Annotated in this window: 14 protein-coding genes; 8 read left to right on the top strand and 6 right to left on the bottom strand. The window is 65.8% G+C overall.

The window, feature by feature from the left end:
* Positions 1-71: 71 nt before the first annotated feature.
* The 4 genes from VT03_RS24865 to VT03_RS24850 all read left to right on the top strand — a co-directional run bounded on the left by VT03_RS24865 (position 72) and on the right by VT03_RS24850 (position 7,645).
* On the top strand, positions 72-4,280 hold the full coding sequence (locus tag VT03_RS24865) for a discoidin domain-containing protein (protein ID WP_075095501.1): 4,209 nt from the start codon (positions 72-74) through the stop codon (positions 4,278-4,280).
* A 354-nt stretch (positions 4,281-4,634) separates the two neighbouring features.
* The gene (locus tag VT03_RS24860) at positions 4,635-5,570 is read left to right on the top strand and encodes a UDP-2,3-diacylglucosamine diphosphatase (protein WP_075095500.1); all 936 of its coding nucleotides are present in this window, start codon (positions 4,635-4,637) and stop codon (positions 5,568-5,570) included.
* 57 nt (positions 5,571-5,627) lie between these two features.
* Positions 5,628-6,830 carry a DUF3419 family protein gene (locus tag VT03_RS24855; protein WP_075095499.1) on the top strand — a complete coding sequence of 401 codons (1,203 nt, stop codon included), beginning with the start codon at positions 5,628-5,630 and terminating at the stop codon, positions 6,828-6,830.
* A 71-nt stretch (positions 6,831-6,901) separates the two neighbouring features.
* Complete coding sequence (locus VT03_RS24850; protein WP_075095498.1) at positions 6,902-7,645, top strand: class I SAM-dependent methyltransferase; 744 nt, start codon at positions 6,902-6,904, stop codon at positions 7,643-7,645.
* Positions 7,646-7,777: 132 nt separating this feature from the next.
* Here the strand turns inward: VT03_RS24850 and VT03_RS24845 are convergent, their stop codons facing one another.
* Positions 7,778-8,884 (bottom strand): Gfo/Idh/MocA family protein, encoded by a 1,107-nt coding sequence (locus tag VT03_RS24845; protein WP_075095497.1) that lies wholly within the window; start codon positions 8,882-8,884, stop codon positions 7,778-7,780.
* Between the two features lie 773 nt (positions 8,885-9,657).
* Here VT03_RS24845 and VT03_RS24840 point away from each other — a divergent pair.
* Both VT03_RS24840 and VT03_RS24835 read left to right on the top strand, forming a co-directional pair.
* The gene (locus VT03_RS24840; protein WP_075095496.1) at positions 9,658-10,623 is read left to right on the top strand and encodes a diacylglycerol/lipid kinase family protein; all 966 of its coding nucleotides are present in this window, start codon (positions 9,658-9,660) and stop codon (positions 10,621-10,623) included.
* 86 nt (positions 10,624-10,709) lie between these two features.
* A complete protein-coding gene (locus tag VT03_RS24835) occupies positions 10,710-11,024 on the top strand; it encodes a hypothetical protein (RefSeq protein ID WP_075095495.1) in 315 nt (104 codons plus the stop codon).
* A 266-nt stretch (positions 11,025-11,290) separates the two neighbouring features.
* Here the strand turns inward: VT03_RS24835 and VT03_RS24830 are convergent, their stop codons facing one another.
* Entirely contained in the window at positions 11,291-11,617 is a 327-nt protein-coding gene (locus tag VT03_RS24830; RefSeq protein ID WP_156514742.1) for a hypothetical protein, read from the bottom strand.
* A 617-nt stretch (positions 11,618-12,234) separates the two neighbouring features.
* On the opposite strand from VT03_RS24830, the gene VT03_RS24825 reads away from it, so the two are divergent.
* Entirely contained in the window at positions 12,235-13,800 is a 1,566-nt protein-coding gene (locus tag VT03_RS24825; protein WP_156514741.1) for a hypothetical protein, read from the top strand.
* A 513-nt stretch (positions 13,801-14,313) separates the two neighbouring features.
* On the opposite strand, the gene lptE is transcribed toward VT03_RS24825, so the two are convergent.
* The 3 genes from lptE to recO are packed head-to-tail and all read right to left on the bottom strand — an operon-like array spanning position 14,314 to position 17,227.
* Positions 14,314-14,832 (bottom strand): LPS assembly lipoprotein LptE, encoded by a 519-nt coding sequence (gene lptE, locus VT03_RS24820; protein ID WP_075095492.1) that lies wholly within the window; start codon positions 14,830-14,832, stop codon positions 14,314-14,316.
* Positions 14,833-14,847: 15 nt separating this feature from the next.
* Complete coding sequence (locus VT03_RS24815) at positions 14,848-16,416, bottom strand: tetratricopeptide repeat protein (RefSeq protein ID WP_075095491.1); 1,569 nt, start codon at positions 16,414-16,416, stop codon at positions 14,848-14,850.
* Between the two features lie 37 nt (positions 16,417-16,453).
* Positions 16,454-17,227, bottom strand: coding sequence for a DNA repair protein RecO (gene recO / locus VT03_RS24810; RefSeq protein ID WP_075095490.1), 774 nt, complete (start codon positions 17,225-17,227; stop codon positions 16,454-16,456).
* A gap of 474 nt (positions 17,228-17,701) precedes the next feature.
* Between recO and VT03_RS24805 the strand changes: the two genes are divergently transcribed.
* Positions 17,702-18,685: a phosphoglycerate dehydrogenase gene (locus tag VT03_RS24805; protein WP_075095489.1), complete on the top strand. Its 984-nt coding sequence runs from the start codon at positions 17,702-17,704 to the stop codon at positions 18,683-18,685.
* Positions 18,686-18,801: 116 nt separating this feature from the next.
* Here VT03_RS24805 and VT03_RS24800 read toward each other — a convergent pair whose 3' ends face one another.
* Positions 18,802-19,872, bottom strand: a complete 1,071-nt coding sequence (locus VT03_RS24800; protein WP_075095488.1) for a DUF1559 domain-containing protein — start codon at positions 19,870-19,872, stop codon at positions 18,802-18,804.
* Positions 19,873-19,905: the final 33 nt, after the last annotated feature.

The following is a 19,905-nucleotide window of genomic DNA, read 5'->3' as shown; positions in this document are numbered from 1 at the left end:
ATGCCGACGGGTCGCACTCGTGAACCAGTCTCCCGCTCGGACATCCATCGATTGTTCGCCCGGAGAGCGTGATGTCGAGACCCGCCGTACTGGCCCTGGCCACAGGGGCCCTGCTCCTCTTGTCGATTCTCCCACCCTCGGTCCGCGCCCAGGATCCCCCCGCCACCAAGCCCCCCGCCAAACCGATCAAGGCCCTTCTTGTCGCCGGCGGCTGCTGCCACGACTACGCCGGCCAGACCAAGGTCCTCAGCAAAGGGATCTCCGAGCGGGCCTTCGTCCAGGTCGACGTCTACTGGACCGACGACAAGGGAACCGCCCCCGTCTTCCCCCTCTACGAGAAGCCGGACTGGGCCAAAGGCTACGACGTCATCATCCATGACGAGTGTGCCTCCAGCATCAACGACAAGGCCCTCATCCAGCGGATCCTCGACACCCACGAGACGATCCCGGCGGTGAACCTCCACTGCGGCATGCACAGCTTCCGCACCGGGACCGACATGTGGTTCGACTTCCTCGGCGTGCAGTCGAGCGCCCACGGCCCCCAGGAGCCGATCCGGATCGAGTTCGTCGACAAGGACCACCCGATCACGAAGCCGCTCGAAAACTGGCAGACGATCAAGGAAGAGCTCTACAACAACGTCAAGCTCCACGGCGCCCACCCGCTCGCCATCGGCAAGCAGACCTACAAGAAGAACGGCCAGGAGGTCACGGACGAATACGTCGTCGCCTGGACCAACGACAAGCAGGGAGCCAGGAGCTTCAGCACGACGATCGGCCACAACACCGACACCGTCGCCGACCCCAAGTATCTCGATCTCGTGACCCGCGGCCTCCTCTGGTCCTGCGGCAAGCTCACCCCAGAGTACTTCGTCCCCTTCACCGGCGAGAACAAGGTCACCTTCATCCCCTCGAAGGCCCAGGCTCAGGCCCCCGCCGCGGCTCCCACGGTCCTGGGGACGATGCCGAAGAACGCGACCCTCGTGAAGCTCTCGGCCTCCAGCTCCGAAGGGCACAACCCGATGATCGGCGCCGTCGACGGCAACCCGCAGACGCGGTGGTGCGCCGCGGGCGGGAACTACCCGCAGTGGCTCCAGCTCGAGCTCCCCAAGCCGCACAAGCTCGAAGCGATCACGCTCACGTGGGAGAGCAACAATGCCTACGAGTACCGCGTCGAAGGCTCCGCCGACGGCAACACCTGGACGCTCCTCCTCGACGCAACGAAGAACACCCAGCCTGGCATCCACGAGGACAAGCTCATCACGGCCGACCCGGTCAAGTTCGTCCGGATCACCGGGACCGGGATGAAGCACGGCGGCTGGTGCAGCATCCGCGAAATCGTCCTCAAAGGGGACGGGATCCAGTCGCTCTGGCCCGCGGGGGCGGACGGCAAGCCGTTCGAAGCAAAGCCGACGCTCGCCGATCCCTACTCCAAGGAAGGGAACGTCCCGCCGAAAGCGGAGAAGCTGACGCCGGAGAAGGAAGCAGCGATCCTCAAGGACATCACCGTCCCGGACGGGTTCGACGTGACGGTCTTCGCCGCCCCGCCGATGGTGAACTACCCGGTCTTCGTTGCCGCCGCGCCGGACGGAACGCTGTTTGTCAGCTCGGACGGCAACGGCTCGCTTGGGCGCTCGCCGAAGCGGGGCCGGGTCATCCGCCTGAAGGACACCGACGGCGACGGACGGGCCGACGAAACGAACGTCTTCTGCGAGATCGACGCTCCCCGCGGCCTCGTGTGGGACCATGACCGCCTGTACTTGATGCACCCGCCGCACCTCAGCGTCTTCATCGACAAGGACGGCGACGGCAAGTCGGACGAGCAGAAGGTTCTCGTGAAGGACCTCGCCTTCGGTTACGCCGATCGTCCCGCCGACCACACGACCAACGGGATGAGCCTCGGCGTCGACGGCTGGCTCTACATCGCTGGCGGGGACTTCGGGTTCCTGAACGCCGAAGGGACCGACGGCCGGAAGGTCCAGCACCGCGGCGGCGGCGTCCTGCGGGTCCGCCCGGACGGAACGGGGCTGGAGATCTACTCGACCGGCACGCGGAACATTCTCGAAGTCGCGATCAGCCCCGCGATGGAAATGTTCGCCCGCGACAACACGAACGACGGCGGCGGATGGGACGTCCGGCTGCACCACTTCACTGGCGGGGACGACCACGGCTACCCGCGGCTCTACAAGAACTTCAACGACGAGTGCGTGCAGCCACTCGCCGACTACGGCGGCGGCTCGGGCTGCGGCGCAGTCTACATCGACGAGCCCGGCTTCGGGAAGTGGAACGACGCGCCGTTCACCGCCGACTGGGGAACCGGCTCGCTCTACCGCCACACCGTCGAGCCCAAGGGATCGACATTCGCGGAAACGGCCAAGCCCGAACCGTTCATCCGCATGACCCGCCCCACCGATGCCGACGTCGACGCCCTGAGCCGCGTCTACTGCGCGAGCTGGAAGGGGGCCACGTTCAACTGGGAAGGTCCGGACGTCGGCTACATCGTCTGCGTGAAGCCGAAGGGGTTTCGCGCCGAGCCGCTCCCGAATTTTGCTAAGGCCACGGGCGATGAGCTCGTCCGGCAGTTCGAATCGCCGAGCTATCGCCGCCGCGTCGAGGCCCAGCGGGAACTGGTCCGCCGCGGCGACAAGCGGAGCGACGAACTCCTCGCCCGCGGCCTGCGGCAGCAGAACGACGCCCGAGCCCTCGCCGGTAAGCTGACCGGCTCCGCATCGGATGCCGATGTCGTCGCGAACCTGGGAGCGGAGGATCCGGTCATCCGGCACATCGCCATCCGAGAAGCGGCCCGCCGCCGTCTCTCGAAGGGATGCTTCGACACCCTGACCTCCAGCGGTCCGCAGCGGGCCGGTGCCCTGCGGGCTCTCGCGATGATGCACGAGCCCGAAGTCGTCACCGGCCTGATTGCCCGACTCGAACAGGAGCGCGACACCGCCAGCCGGCTCGGCCTTCTTTCCGCTTTGTGCCGGCTCCACTACCACGAAGGGACGTGGAAGGGGGACTCGTGGGGGACGCGGCCCGATACCCGCGGCCCGTACTACCAGCCCGAAGCCTGGAGCGAGACCCCGCGGATCGCCGCCGTCCTGAAGGCGACGCTCCAGACCGCTTCGCCTGAGGAAGCGGGACACCTCGTCCGCGAGATGAACCGCAACCGGATTCAGTCGAACGAGGCGCTGGAACAGATCATCGCCCTCGCGAAGTCGAACCCGAAGCTCGTCCCGGACGCGGTCCTCCAGATGGCGGCGGTCGACACGGTCCCCCCCGCGGGAATCCCGCTCGTCCTCGAGGCCGCCCGCAGTCGGGACGCTTCCCCCGCCACACTCGCCGGGGCGGTCGCGATCCTGTCAAAGTCGAATGAGCCCGCCGCGGTCCCGGCGCTGCTGGCAGCCTTGGCGACCCTCGATGAAGCGAAGGGATCGGGTAAGGACCAGGAAGCAGCCCGGAACGCGTTCCTCGCCGCGACCGTGATCGAGAGCCAGCACGCCGCCGTCGAAGAGGCCGCCGAGAAAGCCGAGGGCCGCGCCGCCGACTGGGCCAGTGCCGCCCTGCTGACCCTCGCCTCCCGCAACAACGGCAGCCCGGAAGCTCGCGATGCCGCGCAGAAGGCGATCCGAACCGCCTGGGCCACGCCGGCCCGCCGGATCCAGCTCATCAAGGCCGCGGCCCGCATCCGCAGCCACGCCATCGACGACGAAATCCTCTTTGCCGAAGGGGATGAGGACAAAGCGGTCGCCGAGGCGGCCCGCCGGGCGATTGGCGACCTGAAGCTCAGCCGCCGGGCACCGGACACCAGCCCCAAGATCGGCTCGCTCCCGCCGGAGCAGGTCATCGCCCAGGTCGTCCCCCGCAAGGGAGACCCAGGGCTCGGCGAGCTCCTCTTCACCAAGGCCAACTGCATCGCCTGTCACACAACGTCGAAGGATCAGGCCCAGAAAGGCCCGTTCCTCGGCAGCATCGCCAAGACCTACAAGCGGCCGGACCTCGCGACCGCGATCCTGATCCCGAGCAAGACGATCGCCCAGGGCTTCACCACGAACGTGATCGTCCTGACCGACGGCCGGGTCGTCACCGGCTTCGTCACGAACGAGGAGAGCGACCGGGTCACGCTCCGGGACGCGCAAGCGAAGGAATATGTGATCAGCAAGGCCGACATCGAAGAGCGCGGCACGCAGCCCGTCTCCATGATGCCTGAGGGTGTCATGAAGAACTACACGCTCCATGAGCTGGCGTCGCTGCTGGACTACCTGGAGGCGCTCTCGGTCAAGTGATCGGCACCGTCTCTTTTCGCCTCACCCGCCTCCGGTCGCTCGCCGGATGAGGCCAAGGACGGTAGCGTGTCCCCTTGGACACAACCGCAGTCCTCAGCCCCCGGGAGAACAGGGCGACCTGTCGTCACTTTCTCCAGCGATCACGGCAAATTTCCGTAAACTTCACGGCGAATCAACATGCAGAGTCGAAACTGATCTAGACAGGTACCAGCGCCTTATGCCCATGCACACGCCCGTTCGCTGCGGAGATCCGGAACACGACGGATCGCGTTCGTCCCGGCGGATGGTGAGGGAGAGTGCCCTGGGTGGAGCGGAGGACCCGCTCCCTGGACCGCAGCATCCTGTGGAGGCCATATGGTTTCGCGAGCCTGGGCTGGGAAAGCCCGTCCGATCCGCACCCTGTTCCTGAGCGACGTTCACCTGGGCAGCCGGCATGCCCAGACGGGCCCCCTGCTGGAGTTCCTGGGACGCTGGATTCCCAGTCAGGTCTATGTCGTCGGCGACTTCGTGGATGGGTGGCAGTGGCGTCGCGGCTGCTGGCATCAGGATTACAGCCGCATCCTGAACGTCTTCGAGTACTGGGCCGACCACGGAACCACGATCCACTACACCCCCGGCAACCACGACAACTTCCTCCGTGACCCCGAAATCGCCCGCGTCATCGAGCGGCAGCTCGGCTTCGTGGAGATCCAGGACGAGTTCCAGGCCGACATGATCGACGGCCGCAAGCTTCTCGTCATGCACGGGGACCAGTTCGATCTTGTGGAAGGCTCCGCGCAGTGGGTCTCCAAGATGAGCACGGTGGTCTACGACAGCATCCTGACCGCCAACTGGCACCTGAGCCGCATGGTCCGCCGGCACCATGTCAGCCCATACGACTTGTGTGCCCGCGCGAAGAAGCGGGTCAAGCAGGTGATCCGCTTCCTGAGCTCCTTCGAGTCGACGATCCTCGAGTACGCCCGGGCGAAGGGGTGCGACGGGGTCATGTGCGGACACCTTCATACCCCGATCATTTCTCCCCGCGGGGAGATGGTGTACTGCAACACCGGGGACTGGGTCGAGAACTGCACCGCCATCATCGAGCACGACGACGGCGAACTGCGGCTCGAGCACTTCTACACCGGCGACCGTCTCCGCCCGAGGAGCTCCCGCAAAGGGGCGGCTCCGATGGGCCTGGAGAACTGGAGTGCCGCGGCTCCGTCGCTTAACCTGATGCAGAGCCCGTCTCTCAATCTCGTGCAGGGCACGGGATTGATCCCTGAATCGTCCATGACCGAGCCGAGTTGCTGAGGTCGCTGTCTGCGGCCGCCCCGCCCGTCGGGCCCGCCGCGGATCTGGAGCTAGAACATGTTGGAATCTCTCCGCAGCCGCTGGTTCAGCCTGATTCACCTCAAGAATCTCGTCTACAACCAGTGCTGGGAGGATCCGCGGCTTGACCGGGAAGCGCTCGAGCTCACCGAGCGGGACAACCTCGTCGTCATCACGTCGGCCGGATGCAATGCCCTCGACTACGTCCTGGCGGGAGCGGGCCGCGTCACCGCGGTCGACATCAACCCGATCCAGAACGCGCTGCTGGAGCTCAAGGTCGCGGGGATCCGCCATCTCCCGTACGAGACCTTCTTCCAGATCTTCGGCGAAGGTCACTGCGACCGCTGGGCCGAAGCCTATGCCGCCATGCGGCCCTCCCTGAGCCCGATCGCGGCCGGGTTCTGGGACAAGCGCGGGGAAAAATTCTTCAACAGCCGGCGGAGCTTCTATTTCCGCGGCTCGTCGGGCCTCTTCGCCTGGCTGGTGAACGGCTACATCAACCGCGTCGCCAAGATCCGCGGCCCGGTCGAGGCGGTCCTCGGCGCCAAGACGCTCGAAGAGCAGGCGGAGATCTATCACCGCGAGCGGCTCAAGGTCCGGCTCTTCCGTCCGGCGATCCGCTGGGCCCTCCGGCGGGACACCACGATGGCGATGCTCGGCGTTCCGGCCAGCCAGCGCCGTCAGATCGACCGCGACTACCCGGGGGGCATCGCCGCCTTCATCATGGACCGGGTCGAAGAGGTCTTCACCCGCCAGTCGCTCGCCGACAACTACTTCTGGCGGGTCTACCTGACCGGCAAGTACACCCAGGAGTGCTGCCCCGAGTACCTCAAGCCCGCCAACTTCGAGACTCTCAAGAACGGCGCGGTCGACCGGCTGAAGATCTTCACCGGTCCGCTGCTCCGGTTCCTGTTGGAAGCCGAGCAGCCTCTGACGCGGCTCGTCCTCCTCGACCACATGGACTGGCTCTACGAGCACCAGCCGGACACCCTCCGGGGAGAATGGCAGGCGATCCTCGAGCGTTCGACGCCGGACGTCCGGATCCTGTGGCGGAGCGCCGGCGGCCGCTGCGACTTCGTCAACCCGGTCAAGGTGACGGTCGACGGCAAGCCGACGACCGTGGGGGACGTGCTCGAATACGACCGCGACCTGGCGGGACGGCTCCACACCCGCGATCGGGTCAACACCTACGGCAGCTTTGCGATCGCCCGCCGGAAGTCGACCGTCGCCCCGAGCGCGTGAGTTCGGTAGAACGAACTTCACGCCGCGACCGTCGGCCGCGTCTCCCTCGTCTTCTTCGCTTCTGGCTCTCCATGTCGTTCGCCAACCTCGCCCGCGATGCCCGCGTCCTGTGGCAGATGTGTGTCCATCCGCACGGCGGAGCGACGCACAAGGACCGGCTGGACAGCTTCTACGCGGGACAGGCGGACGCCTACGACCACTTCCGGAAGCGGCTCCTCCACGGCCGGCAGGAGATGATCGACTCCGTCCCGACGCCGGTCGGCGGCGTATGGGTCGATCTCGGGGCCGGGACCGGCGAGAACGCCGAGCGGATCGGCGAGCGACTCAAGGATGTCCGGCAGCTGTATCTCGTAGACCTCTGCCCGTCTCTCCTCCGCGTGGCCCGGGAGCGGATCGCACGGCACGGCTGGACGAACGTGGAAGCGGTCGAGGCGGACGCCACGCAGTACCGCCCCGCGACCGGCGAGGCGGACGTCGTCACCTTCTCCTACTCGCTGACGATGATCCCCGACTGGTTCCGGGTGATCGACCAGGCGCTGACCTGGCTCAAGCCGGGAGGGATGCTGGGGGTGGTCGACTTCTACACCGCCCGCAAGCACCCGGGCGAAGGCTCGGCACGGCACGGCCGGATGTCGCGGCTCTTCTGGCCGGCATGGTTCGGGTCGTCGAACGTCTTCCTGAACCCGGACCACATCCCGTATCTCCAGTCGCGTCTGGAGACGGTCCAGCTCATCGAGGCCCAGGGCAAGGTCCCGTACCTGCCGCTCGTGCGGGCGCCGTACTACCGCTTCCTCGGCCGGACGCCGCAGAGTTAAACACCAAGACACCAAGGAGGCACAAAGAGCACAAAGGCTGCCCTCCGACATGCCTTCCCTTTGTGTTCTTGGTGAAGTCTTTGTGTCTTGGTGTTTAACGATCCGCTCCGCCTTCGTCTGGAAGCGGGAGAGCTACATCAGCGCCAGCGGGTTCTCGCGGGTCTTGAGCGGGAGTGAGACCGGCCCGCCGACGCGGTGCGACTCGAAGACCGCGGCGATCATCTGGATGATCTGCCGGCAGTCCTCGGCGGAACATCTCGTCGTCCGCTCCGCCTCGATCGATTCGATGAGGTCGTTGATCGCGGCGATGTGCCCTCCCTGGTAGCTCCCATCCTTTCGCGGCTCCGGCTGGTCGATTCCGGCCGACGTGATCTTCTGCCATCCCTTGCCCGACCGCCCCGGGGACCATGCGGCGTCCTTCAGGATGTAGGCCGGAGCCAGGTATCCGCTCTCCATCTCCAAAACTCCCTTGGAGCCGAAGACCTGGATCGCAAACCGCGTCGGCGCGCCTCCTACCCCCTTGCGGGAGGCGAAGTGCCCGAAGGCCCCGCTGGGGAACGCATACGTCGCCTGGACGTTGTCCCCCGCCAGGAGTCCGATCCCCTCGGCCCCTTGGGCGACGTCCGCCTTGCCGACCGGATGCCCCCCCTGCATGACGGTCGCCGAGCACGAGAGCGCGTCGGCTCCGGCGAGCGAGCGCATCAGGCCGAAGACGTGCGAGCCGAGGACCCATAGGTCTTCGCCGCCTCCCCGGCGGTCTTCTTTGCCGCGGGCCCGCAGTTCCAGGACATCGCCGATCTCTCCCTGGCGGAGGATCGAGCGGACGGTGTCGAGGACGGGGGAATACTGGCTGATGTGGGCGATGCCGAGCTTGAGGTGCCGCATCTCGAGCTGCGTGACCGCTTCGTCGCATTCGGCGAGGGTGCGGCAGAACGGCTTCTCCATATAGACATGGCACCCTGCTTCAGCCGCGGCCAGGATCATGTCCCGGTGCTGGTCGATCCACCGGGGGCAGATGGCGACGATGTCGAGTTTCTCCTCGGAGAGCATGTCCCGGTAGCGGCGGTAGGCCTTCTTCGCCCCGATCCGCTTCTGCGCCTCGGCGAGGCCGGCTTCGTGTTCGTCGGCGACGGCTGCGATCTCGACGTTCGGGAGCCTGGTGAACGCCATGTCGACGGCGTGGCCGTAGTCGCCGCGTCCTGTGTGCCCGATGATCCCGACGCGATAGGTCCGTGGCATGTCGTGAGGCCTGCGATCGGGGGCGGCGCTTCGCCGGGCTTCAACGCTGATGCCCGCCCGTGGCCGCCTCGTCCGATTTTAGAGAGTGTTTCGCACGGCCAATTGGATCGCAATGGTGATCCGGCAAGGCGACCTACTGGGTTCAGGGGCACCCTGGTCGGGGATGCAAGGGGGCCTGTGTTGTTTCTCTGGCCCCCTTGCCCGCCGGAGGCTTGGCCGTCGAGAGATGTCTGACAGAGTAACGCGGACGACGTGTCGTATGCCCCCTCCAGGCCGCGGGGATTCCGGAGCGGACGTCCATTGCTTACCACGGTTTCTCATGGAAGCGCCTCCGGCGGCAAGGGGGCCTGTGTTGTTTTTTGGCCCCTTGACCCCGGCTGCCGTCGCACGTTGGGTTTGAACTAGCAACACCGTGCCGGCAAGGACGGCTTCGAACCAGTGGGACAAGACATCGGGCGAATGAGAGATCACGTTCGAACGGCTGACTTCGTCCGCGTCTCGATAACTCCGCCCACCAAACTGGGCAGCGTGGGGAACCTGTCGGTGATGAACCAGCCTGATCGTGTGGAAGACAAAATCCATGTCCGGGCCTTGATGGAATAACGTCCCCGATCCGCTGTCGGCCCAGATGCACACGCAGCAACTGCTTTGGAGACCAAGGTTTTTGCTCATTCTCGTCGCGACTTTCGAAAACGGGAGCGGCGAATCGAAAGTACGGCACGCTGCATGCATTTTGATCCATCGTTCCTGCAACCGCAGGATGAGGTGATCCGATGTCTCAACCAATTCATGTGTTCTGGAATGGAGATGCCAGCAGGGCGAGTGCCTTGCAGCAGTTCCGTCAGACACTGGATCGTCAGCGTGACGTCACCGTTCACGACGCGGGTGACCTCGGGACAGAAGTCCACTCAGTCCTCCGTTCCCACGCCGACTCGGATGTGCGACTCGTCGCCGCCGGGGGCGATGGGACTGTGAGCGCCGTCGCCGCGGCGATCGTGGAACAGCAGGCCGCGCGAGCCACGCTCGCGGTGTTGCCGCTTGGAACAGGAAACGACCTCGCCCGGTCGCTTGGCATGCCTCTGGATCTCGAAGAAGCCTTTGAGGTCTGCCGCTCCGGCGACACGGCTGCCATCGACGCGATCGAGGCGACCAGCGCGGAAGGACAACGCCTCGTCTTCAACATGGCGACGGCGGGAAACACGGGACGGTTCGTCGATTCGATCGATGAGGACTTCAAGAAACAGTGGGGGGTCTTCTCCTACGTCCGCGCCGGAGTGATGGCGCTGGCGGACCTGACACCCTATGAGCTGCAAGTGGAGGTCGATGGCCGGCCCCTGCCGCGGTGCGAGGCGATCAATGTGTTCATCGCCAACGGCCGCAGCTCGGGAGGGGGCGTTCAAGTAGCACCACAGGCGTCGCTCAGCGATGGCCTCCTGGACTACGTGATTGTCCTGAACGGATCCATCGGCCGGCTCACGAGCCTGGCGGCGGACTACGTGATGGACCGGCTGCTCGAGAACGATCTGATCGTTCACGGGCAGGCCCGGTCGATCACGCTGAAGGGAAGTCCCCCGCTGAAGTTTTCAACGGATGGAGAGAGTGTCTCAACTCCATTGTCACGGTTCTCCGTTCGCCCGAGAGCTCTCTCGGCGGTGGTCGGCCCGCTGGTGACCGCCACTCCCATCGGAGCCCCGGTATCGGAGGTCGCAGAGGAGTTTCCTCTCATGGCGTGGAGTTGAGTTTCCCAAAACGTCGGCGGCCGACCTTCTGCGGAAGAGGTGGCTGACCTGGATCATCACCTGTTCCGCAACTGAGGAGTCTGATCATGTCCAGTATTCGAACCCTGCTGCTGGCGACCGTTGCGGCCGTCGGCGCCCTGACGATGGCCCCGACTGAGTCGAAGGCTCAGTACTACTACGGCGGGGGTGGGTACTACGCCCGGCCGTATTACGGTGGCTACTACGGCGGCTACGGCTACAACCGCGGCTACTACGGACGCGGCTACGGCTACAACCGCGGCTACTACGGCGGCCGTGGCTACGGCTACGGTGGCTACGGCTACTACGGCGGTCGTCGAGGCTACAGCGTCTCGACTCCGTGGGGTGGCTTCAGCTATGGCCGCGGCGGCCGGTGGTGGTAATCCGCCACGTCAACTTGGATGACACGAAAAACCGCCGTCAGTTCGACGGCGGTTTTTTCCTTTTGATGGCGCGTCGAACGATATGGGAGCAGGAAGTCCAAGGGATTTCGGCATCTTCAGCCGACCAGTCCCGCGCGGCCCCCGATTTGCCATCCCCAATTGCGTAACATGCCCTGACCGGTCCTGGCCGTATCCATTTCGGCCGTGTCCAGTTCCCTTATGCGCTCGAACAGCAGGAGTCCGTCATGATCCCTTTTCGATGGAAGTCATTCGGACTCGCCTGCGGAACCGCTGGCGTGCTGCTGCTGAATGTCGCGTTCGCCGACAAGAAAGATAAGGCGAGCCGAGGAGCTCCCGAGCGCCCCGCCGCCGGTCCGCGCGGGGCCGAGTCCCGCCCGGCCCCGCCACCGCGATCCGCCCCCCCGGCCCCCCATCCCGGCCGTCGGCTCCTCCTTCGATTGCTGCTCCCCCGTCCGGCCGCGCGTCGGGCGGTCCACCGCGATCGTCCGGCCGTGAACGATCGGCTCCTCCGGCGGCCCCCAGCATCGCCACCCCCTCGCCGCCGATTGCTCCCCCGTCGAACAACCGGTCACCCGGGCGGGTCCCGGACATCGGCCGCTCCATGGAGCGGGGCCGGCAGGTGGAAACACGCCGTCCTCCCAGTGCTCCTGCGGGCCAGGTGAACGCGCAGCTCCCCGGCCGCGGTCCCGGCGGACTCCCCGGAAATCCTCCGAGTGTTCCATCGCTTCCCAACGCCGGCCGCCTTCCCAGCGGACCGCCCGCCGGTGCCCCGGGGATCCCGTCGGGCCGGATTCCGGGAGGACCTCCCGCTGGTGTGCCGAGAGTCCCGTCCGTCCCGACGCCGGGCCGCGGCTCAGGAGTCCCTTCCAACCCGATCCCGTCGAACCCGATTCCTTCAGTCCCCTCGACTCCTTCGATCCCCCGGCCCGGTCGCGGCTCGGGAGTCCCGTCAGGAATCACTCCGTCTGTTCCCTCGGTCCCCAATCCCGGCCGCCTTCCGGGAAGGCCGGGCGCTGGAACGCCTGACACTCCCTCGATGCCAAGACCAGGCCGCGGCCCCGGCATCCCTTCAACGGACCTGCCCGGTGTGCCGTCGACACCCGGCCGTGTTCCGGGCACCCCGTCGGCCAACACTCCCACCCTGCCCCTCCCGGGCAACACGCTCCCCGGTCGTCCGGGACGGGATGGAGTGACCCCCTCGATCCCAACCCCCGGTCGCGGCGATGTGGGTCGGGGACCGAATGGTCGCCCCGGCATCCCAGGCGTAACGCCAGGTTCGCTTCCCGGCGGCATCCCAGGGCGCGACGGCGGTCCGGGACGCGACCGCGACCGCGGCCCTGGGCTGAGCGACAACATCGCCCGCGATCCAGGCAGCCGCCCGGTCAAGCAGTTGCGGATCGATCCCAAGCTCCGCCTCGACAACCTTGTCCAGGATCCCAAGGTCGCCGGCGGGCTGCCGGACCTTCGCCGGGTCCGGGACGAGAACGACCTGCGGCAGGCGTTCGACCGGCTGCGGACCAATGACGCCGTTCGTTCCAATCCGCAGCTTGCGGCCCTGAATCTGGACCGCGTCTCCGGCCGGTTCCAGACGCGGATCCGCGACAACGACTTCGCCCCGCTCGTCCAGTCCCGGATCGGCCGGCAGTACGACCTGGACCGGCAGTTCAACCTCTACCGTCGTGGGGACGTGACACGGCAGCTCAACCTCAACACGACCCTCGTCGCGAACGGGGGCTGGGGACGGCGGCGGTCGGGACCGATCTTCGCCGGCTACACGGGATCGAGCTTCAGCGTCTGGTATCCCGGCCCGCGATGGTATCCCCGCTGGGCCTGGCAGCCGATCTGGAGCCCCTGGGTCAGCTGGTCCTTCTGGCCGACCGTCCTGCCGATTTACGACCCGCGGCCGTTCTACTGCCGTCCGTACTTCTACGACCCGTGTCCGCCGATCGTGGTCTATGACTACCCGGTCTGGCAGCCGCTCCCGATCGTCACCGCCGGAACCTGGGTCGATGTCCCGCCGGTGGTCGTGCCGGCGGAAGACCTCCAGCTGCTGGCGGTCCGGTTCGTCGATCCGGGGCACGTCACGGAGAAGCTCGGCCCCCGGTTCCGCGTCTGGTTGCGGAACAACAGCAAGACGGAGATCCGCCAGCCGTTCGACGTCTCGCTGTTCGCCACCAACACGCAGCAGCTGGCCGGCAACGTCCAGCAGTCGGGCGTGACGATTCCCGAGATCGCTCCGGAAGCGACGGTCTCGATCGACATCCGGCTGCCGTTCGAGGCGAACGCCATGAACCGCGACACCGACGGCTCACCGATGCCGTTCGAGTTCCTGCACGCCGTCGTCGACAGCCGCGGCGCCCTGCCGGAAGCGGACAAGGCGAACAACGGCGCCGTCCTGAACCGCGGCGAGATCTACTCGGTCGACCCGGCCGCCTTCTCGACGGACGTCACCGCCGCTGCCCCTGGCACGGTGGTCTCGCTCGCCGGTGAAGGGTTTGGTCCGGAGCCGGGCCAGCTCATCGTGACGGTCGGCGACCAGCAGCTCTCGGCGGAGATCCGGGGGTGGTACGACCTCGGCGTGCAGTTCACGGTACCGAATGTCGGTGGGAATTCAGCCGCGGATGCTCAGGTCCTGGTGATCCGCGGTGACGGCGCCTCGAGCAACCCGGTGCCGCTGAGCGTCGCGCCGGAGGGGATGATCGGGACGCTCCCGACTCCGCCGGCCCCCATGCCGCCGAGCCCTGAGATCCGGTAGTTTCTTCCTGCGTCAAAACAGAAGGGGAGGTGACTCGGTCACCTCCCCTCTTTTTGTTGTTTCTGCCTGAATGCCGCCGAGCCACAGAGTGTGGTTTTGCGCGGGAGGCGTAGTCGATGAAGGTGGGCCTATCCGCAAACTTGAACCACGTCCTCGCCGGCGCAGCTCCCATAGCTCAAACCCAACGTTCCACGGCAGCCTGGGGTCAAGGGGGCCACGCCCCCTTGCCGCCGGAGGCATTTTCGTTGAGGAACCGTGGGACACAACGGACATCCCCTTTGGGCAAACAGCGTTGAGGACTCCCTCACATCACACCGCCCACATTGCAATCCCCGCGGGTTGGTGAGGGGGCATACGGCACGGTGTCCGCGTTTGGATACTCGCTCCTTCAGCTTGGTCGAGACGAGACGGGCCTCCGGCGGGCAAGGGGGTGTGACCCCCTTGCATCCCCCACCAGGGTGCCCCTGGACCCGGTGAGGTCAATTGCGTTGGAGACCTATCGTTCCACGGGTCTCACCAAGGCGTCTCCATCATCCCCACGATCTGCCGCGCCAACTGATCGGCCGCCTGCTGCTGAGCGACGGCGAGCGACTGTCCAGTCTCCGGGGCGAAGCTGACGTCCGTCAGGAGCTGGACGACGTTCCCCGGAAGAGCCATCGAGCGTTCAGCCAGCGGCTGCCCCGTCCGGACGTCTTCCCACTTGATCTCGATGCCGTACTGCATCTCGAGTTCGCGGGGGTCGTCAAACTTCGTCTGGTTCTCGACCCGCTTGGAGATCGAAACGACCCGTCCCGTCAGCCGGGTATCGGCCCCCGGCTCCTTGGCCAGTCGATACGGAGTCCGGAGCTGGATCTGCTTCTGAACCGACTCGGTGAGCTGGAGCTCGAAACCCCGTCGGAAGGAGTCGGTCGTGAAGGTCGGAACGTGAACCGTCCGGACCTCCGCGGCGTAAGGAGCGCCCATGCGATAACCGCATCCGCTGGTCGCCAGCCAGCAGACAGCGCACATCGCGATGACCGTTCTCTGGATCATTCCGATACGAGGAACCTATTCATCGAGTGAGGCCGAACCGGCCGCCGGCGCCACGAGCGGAGGTTCCGCGGAGTCGCTGCCGGGGGACTGCAGGTCGGGGGCCTTGGGAGCCCGCCGGAGCGGGTTGGGGAACTGGAACCGCCGCGGCTCCTTGGGTTCGGCTTTCTCTTCGGCCGGAGCGTCGGGAACAACCGCCTTTTCCGGCGGAGGCGACGGGGGCGCGGCCGGGGGACGGGATTCGGGTGCCTCGGCCGACTTCTCGCCTCCTGGCCACCAGCCGGGGGTCCGGCCGCGGGATGCGACGTCGCGGTTCGTCTCCTGGAGCTTCTTGCGGGCCAGGTCCGCATACGGGCTCTTCGGATACTTGTTGATCAGCACGTTGCAGTAGAGCTCGACCGACTTCGGCGAATTCTTCGCTTCGTAGAACTCGACCTTGTCCCAGATCCGCTCGACTTCCGCGTCGTACATCCGCCGCAGCTCGCCGGCGAGCCGGGTCCGCTGTTCATCGGAGAGATCGGGGAAGATCCGCAGGGCGGCTTCCTTGAGCTTGATCGCCTCGTCGAGCGACTTGCCGTCGTAGGACGGGCCCTGGTAGGACGCCAACGTCACATGCGAGCCGAGCATGAACGCGTCTTCAAAGTGCTTGCTGTCCGGATACTGCTCGCGGAGCAGCTTGTAGAGCCGGGCCGACTCCGTGAAGTCCCCGGTCCGCAGGTGGTAGTTGGCGGAGAGCATCAGGGCGTCGTCCGCCAGCGGTCCGGTCGTATCGTGCAGCCAGATCGAGCGGAGTGCCTGGAGGGCCCGGCCGTCGGTGTCGAATGTCGGCCGCGTCCGGTCCGCCACGTTCGGCAGGATGCCGCTGCGCGCCGCCTTGGGCTTGAGGCTCTCTTTCCGCTGCTCCTCGCCGGAGGTTGCCTGGATGTCGCCGTCGTCGGGGACCGGGTCCTTGACGTCGAGCCAGTACCGGGCGATGCGGAAGAGCTGCCGCGTCGTATGGTCCATGTGCCGCGTCGACGGATAGCGGTTCAGCAGGTCGTCATACGAGTCCTGGGCGTAGGAGTACCGCTTCTGGGCGAACTGGCACTCCGCCAGCATGAACAGGGAGTCTTCCTCGATCGGATCGCCGAAGTTCGAATAGGGGTCCCACTTGGCAGCGTTCTTGACGCCGATCCAGTTGTCCCAGCGGACCTGCCAGGTCTCGTAGCTCTTGCGGCGTTCCTTGGCGAGAGTCTTGAAGGCCTTCTCGGCCTCCTTGTACTTGCCCGCGTTGTAGAGGTCTTCGGCCGCCTGGTACTCGGGGAGCCCTTCGATCGCCGCCTCATTCCCCTGGGCGATCGCCGTTTCCTTTTCCCGCTGCCAGTTCCGGGCGTTCAGGAGTCGCTGCGTGGGCCCCTGGATGTTGTAGTCGCCGTCCCGCTGCTCCTCTTTGTTGGTTCCCTTGTCGGCGACCATCGTCACGGTCGTGTTGCGGGAGCGGGTGGTTGCCTGGCAACCCGTCAGGACGGAGATCCACAAGCACCCGAGCGCGGCGCCCCGCCAGCGGCGGGATCGGACTCCGAAGGTGATGCGGCAGTTGAGGGACATCCGTGTCGGGTTCAGGTTCCAGTCTCGTCCATTGAGGCTAGAACTTGAGATAGGCCAGCATTTTGGGTCGACGCTCCAGGATGTGGGCGATGGCCGCCGTCAGGAGACGTCTCAGTTCCCGCGATGCGAGCGGAGGAAGGGGAAGGGATGAGGAGGACGAAAGGGAAGGGTCGGACGGGGAGGAAACGTCGGAGGGCCTGAGCAGGTTTCGCAGGACCGAGATCGTCTCCGGGTGAATTGAGGTGTGTTCATACTCCGGCCGGCCGCACTTGTCACAGATCAGTCCCCCCTGCGAGACCCAGAACCGGGCAGTTTCGCCGGAGTCGACCGGCCGCCCGCAAATCTCGCAGGCTTCAAAGGAGGGGAGGTGTCCGATCTCGTGAAGGAGCCGCAGCTCGAACTGGAAAACCGGGAGGCGATGGTCGTCCTCGAGCGAGAGTCGCAGGAGGGCATCGGTCGCCGCCGCGTACAGGTGAGGATGGGGATCATCCTCCAGAGTCAGCCCATCCAGGAGCTCGGCCACGTAGTACCCGGCGTACAGGCTCGACAGGTTCTTGCCGTGCGGCTGAAACCGGCGAATCAGTTGGGTTTCCGTGGCCAGATCCAGGGCGGAAGACTCCTTCCTGATGAACACTAGGTGACATTCGGAAAGGAGGTCAAGAGCGCCTTCGAAGGGCCCTTTGAGGCGTTTCGCTCCTTTCGCCAGAGCGCTGATTTTGCCGAAATCCCGCGTGAAGAAGGTGACGACGCGGCTGCTCTCGCTGAAGTCGGCCAGGCGGATGACGAGGGCTTCGGTCTTCTCGGTGGACATGTGGGAATGATAGGAGGCGGGGGGCGATCGAGGACATCCACGGGACGACATCCAAAGTCACCGGGTCCAGGGGCACCCTGGTGGGGGATGCAAGGGGGCCACGCCCCTTTGCCCGCCGGAGGCCTGGCCGTCGAGAGATGTCTGAAGGAGCGCGTGTCCAAGCGCGGACGACGTGCCGGATGCCCCCCTCACCAACACGCGGGGATTGCAAAGCGAGCGGTGTGATGTGTGGGAGCCCTCAACGCCGGGTACCACAAAGGGGACGTCCGTTGCTTACCACGGTTTCTCATCGAACGGCCTCCGGCGGCAAGGGGGTTCCCCCCTTGACCCCAGCTGCCGTCGCACATTGGGTTTGAGCGAGCGGAGTCGTGCCGGCGAGAACGCGGTTCGAGCCAGAGGCCCCACTACACACGCTCCTATCCTTCCGATAGCCTTCCAGTCACACGCTTTCTGACCTCAGCCTCTTCTCTCACCATGCCGCTCAACGTCAAGTCCACTGCCCTCAGCGCGGACGAAGGTCCGCACGTCGCTCTCCTCCAGGAAGCGGGCTTCACCGTCCAGCCAGTCGACCGCACGCTCGACTACTGGAACCCGGACACCCTCATCCGCGAAGCCCAGGGATGCTGCGCCATCGTCGCCGGCTCGGAACCCTACACCCGCGACGTCCTCCACGCCCTCCCCGGTCTGCGGGTCCTGGCTCGCACCGGCGTCGGCTTCGACGCCATCGACACCAAGACCTGCGACGAGCTTGAGATCGTCGTCGCCACGACCCCCGGCGTGAACCACCACGCCGTCGCCGAGCACGCCATCGCGATGCTCATGGCGATCGGCCGCGGCTTCCCCTTCCGCGACCTCGAATGCCGCCGCGGCCAGTGGCTGCGGGTCCAGACCCCCCGAATCATGGGCTCCACGATCGGGATCGTCGGCCTCGGCCGGATCGGCCAGGCGGTCGCCACCCGCGCCGTTGGCCTGGGGATGAACGTCCTCTCCTGCGAGCCCTATCCGAACCCGGAATTCGTGCAGACCTGGGGCATCGAGCTCACCTCGCTCGACGATCTCCTCTCCCGCTCCGACTACGTGACGCTCCACAACCCGGCGACCGCTGAGACGCGGCACATGATGAACGCCGAGCGAATCGGCCAAATGAAGCCCGGCTCGGTCCTGATCAACACCGCCCGCGGCTCGCTGATCGACGAGAAGGCGCTCTACGACGCCCTCAAGTCCAAGCACCTCCGCGGAGCGGGTCTCGACGTCTTTGAGAAAGAGCCCCTCGCCAAGAGCAGCCCGCTGCTGGAGTTCGAGAACGTGATCTTCTGCGGCCACCTCGCCGGTCTCGATGTCGAAAGCCAGCGGGACACGCTCACGATGTGCGCCGACACGATCACCCGCCTCAAGAACGGCGGCTGGCCCTCGGAGCGGATTCAGAACCTCAAGGGCCGCTCCGACTGGAAGTGGTAGTCGGAGCGATTGCTCCTCAACGCCTCGATCCGGGCGCTGACCTCGAAGGCCAACAAAAAAGCCGACTCTCCTTTCGGAGAGTCGGCTGGTCGTTGCCAACAATAGGACTTCGAAGCTTAGAAGTCTTGGACCTTGTCGCCACCGTCCTTGGAGCCAATGGCGCCCCAGACGCCGTAGGGGCTCGGGCCGCTGGTCGCCGGACCAATGGCCAGATTGCCGGTGTCGATGCTGTCGCTGATCGTCCGCACAGCACCGTCCGACATCACGGCATTGACAGTCCCCGCGTGACGGCTCGAAGGCGGGAGCAACGTGTGCGAGTTGTCGGCATTCGTATTGCCGCCTTCACCGCAGGACGGAGCGTTCGGACCAAGGATCGTGTGGAAGCCAACCCGCTCCGGCTGGCCGTCCGTGTAGACGTATCCACGCTTTCCCTTCACAGAAATCCCCGGGATGAAAAACCCGTTCGAGGCCTGCGTGAGACAGACGCCCGGAATCGCCGGGGTGCCGAAGGTGACGTTGTTGGCAATCCCTTCGATGGCCGGGTAGGCGTTCGCCGTCGTCGTCACCGCAGCGAATTCCGCTTTGCAGTGTTCGCTCATGGCAATCGTGTTGCTCGTTCCGTCCTGGATGTCGCCGATTCGAACGCAGCGCTGGTAGCCGAACAAGCCGCGGACAGTACCCGCACTCACGTTGTCGCGAATCGGACCGTCGCCCATGCTGAATGCATAACTGTGCTGCATCTGGCCGGCGGAGATTTCGCGATCGGAAGGACACTGGTAGGTCGGAATCTTAACGTTCCAGACCGCCCACCCGTCCCAGCCGGCGGGGCCGCCCGAGGCGTGGGTCGCATCCCCCTGCTGGATCTTTCCGTAGAGTGCTCCCTGATCAATGTACGGGAGCATCGGGACAAAGCCGCTCAGGCGGTTGTAGTTCCCGTCGTAATAGGGGCTGGCATTCGTCCCGCCGTTGCCGCTGCCACCTTTGCGTGCCATGAAGCAGCCGAACACTTCATGGTAGCTGTGGAGGGCGATTCCGATCTGCTTCAGATTGTTCTTGCACTGGGAATTCCGCGCCGCTTCCCGCGCCTGCTGAACGGCGGGGAGAAGAATGGCGACCAGTACAGCGATGATGGCGATGACAACCAGGAGTTCGATCAGCGTGAACCCCTTGCGACTCCGTACGACCATGAAGCGACCAACTCCACTCAAAAAGACCGAATC

It is taken from the genome of Planctomyces sp. SH-PL14, from assembly GCF_001610835.1.
Taxonomy (GTDB): Bacteria; Planctomycetota; Planctomycetia; order Planctomycetales; family Planctomycetaceae; genus Planctomyces_A.
Note: the sequence above shows the minus strand (reverse complement) of the source record. Positions and strands in the feature narration are given on the sequence as shown.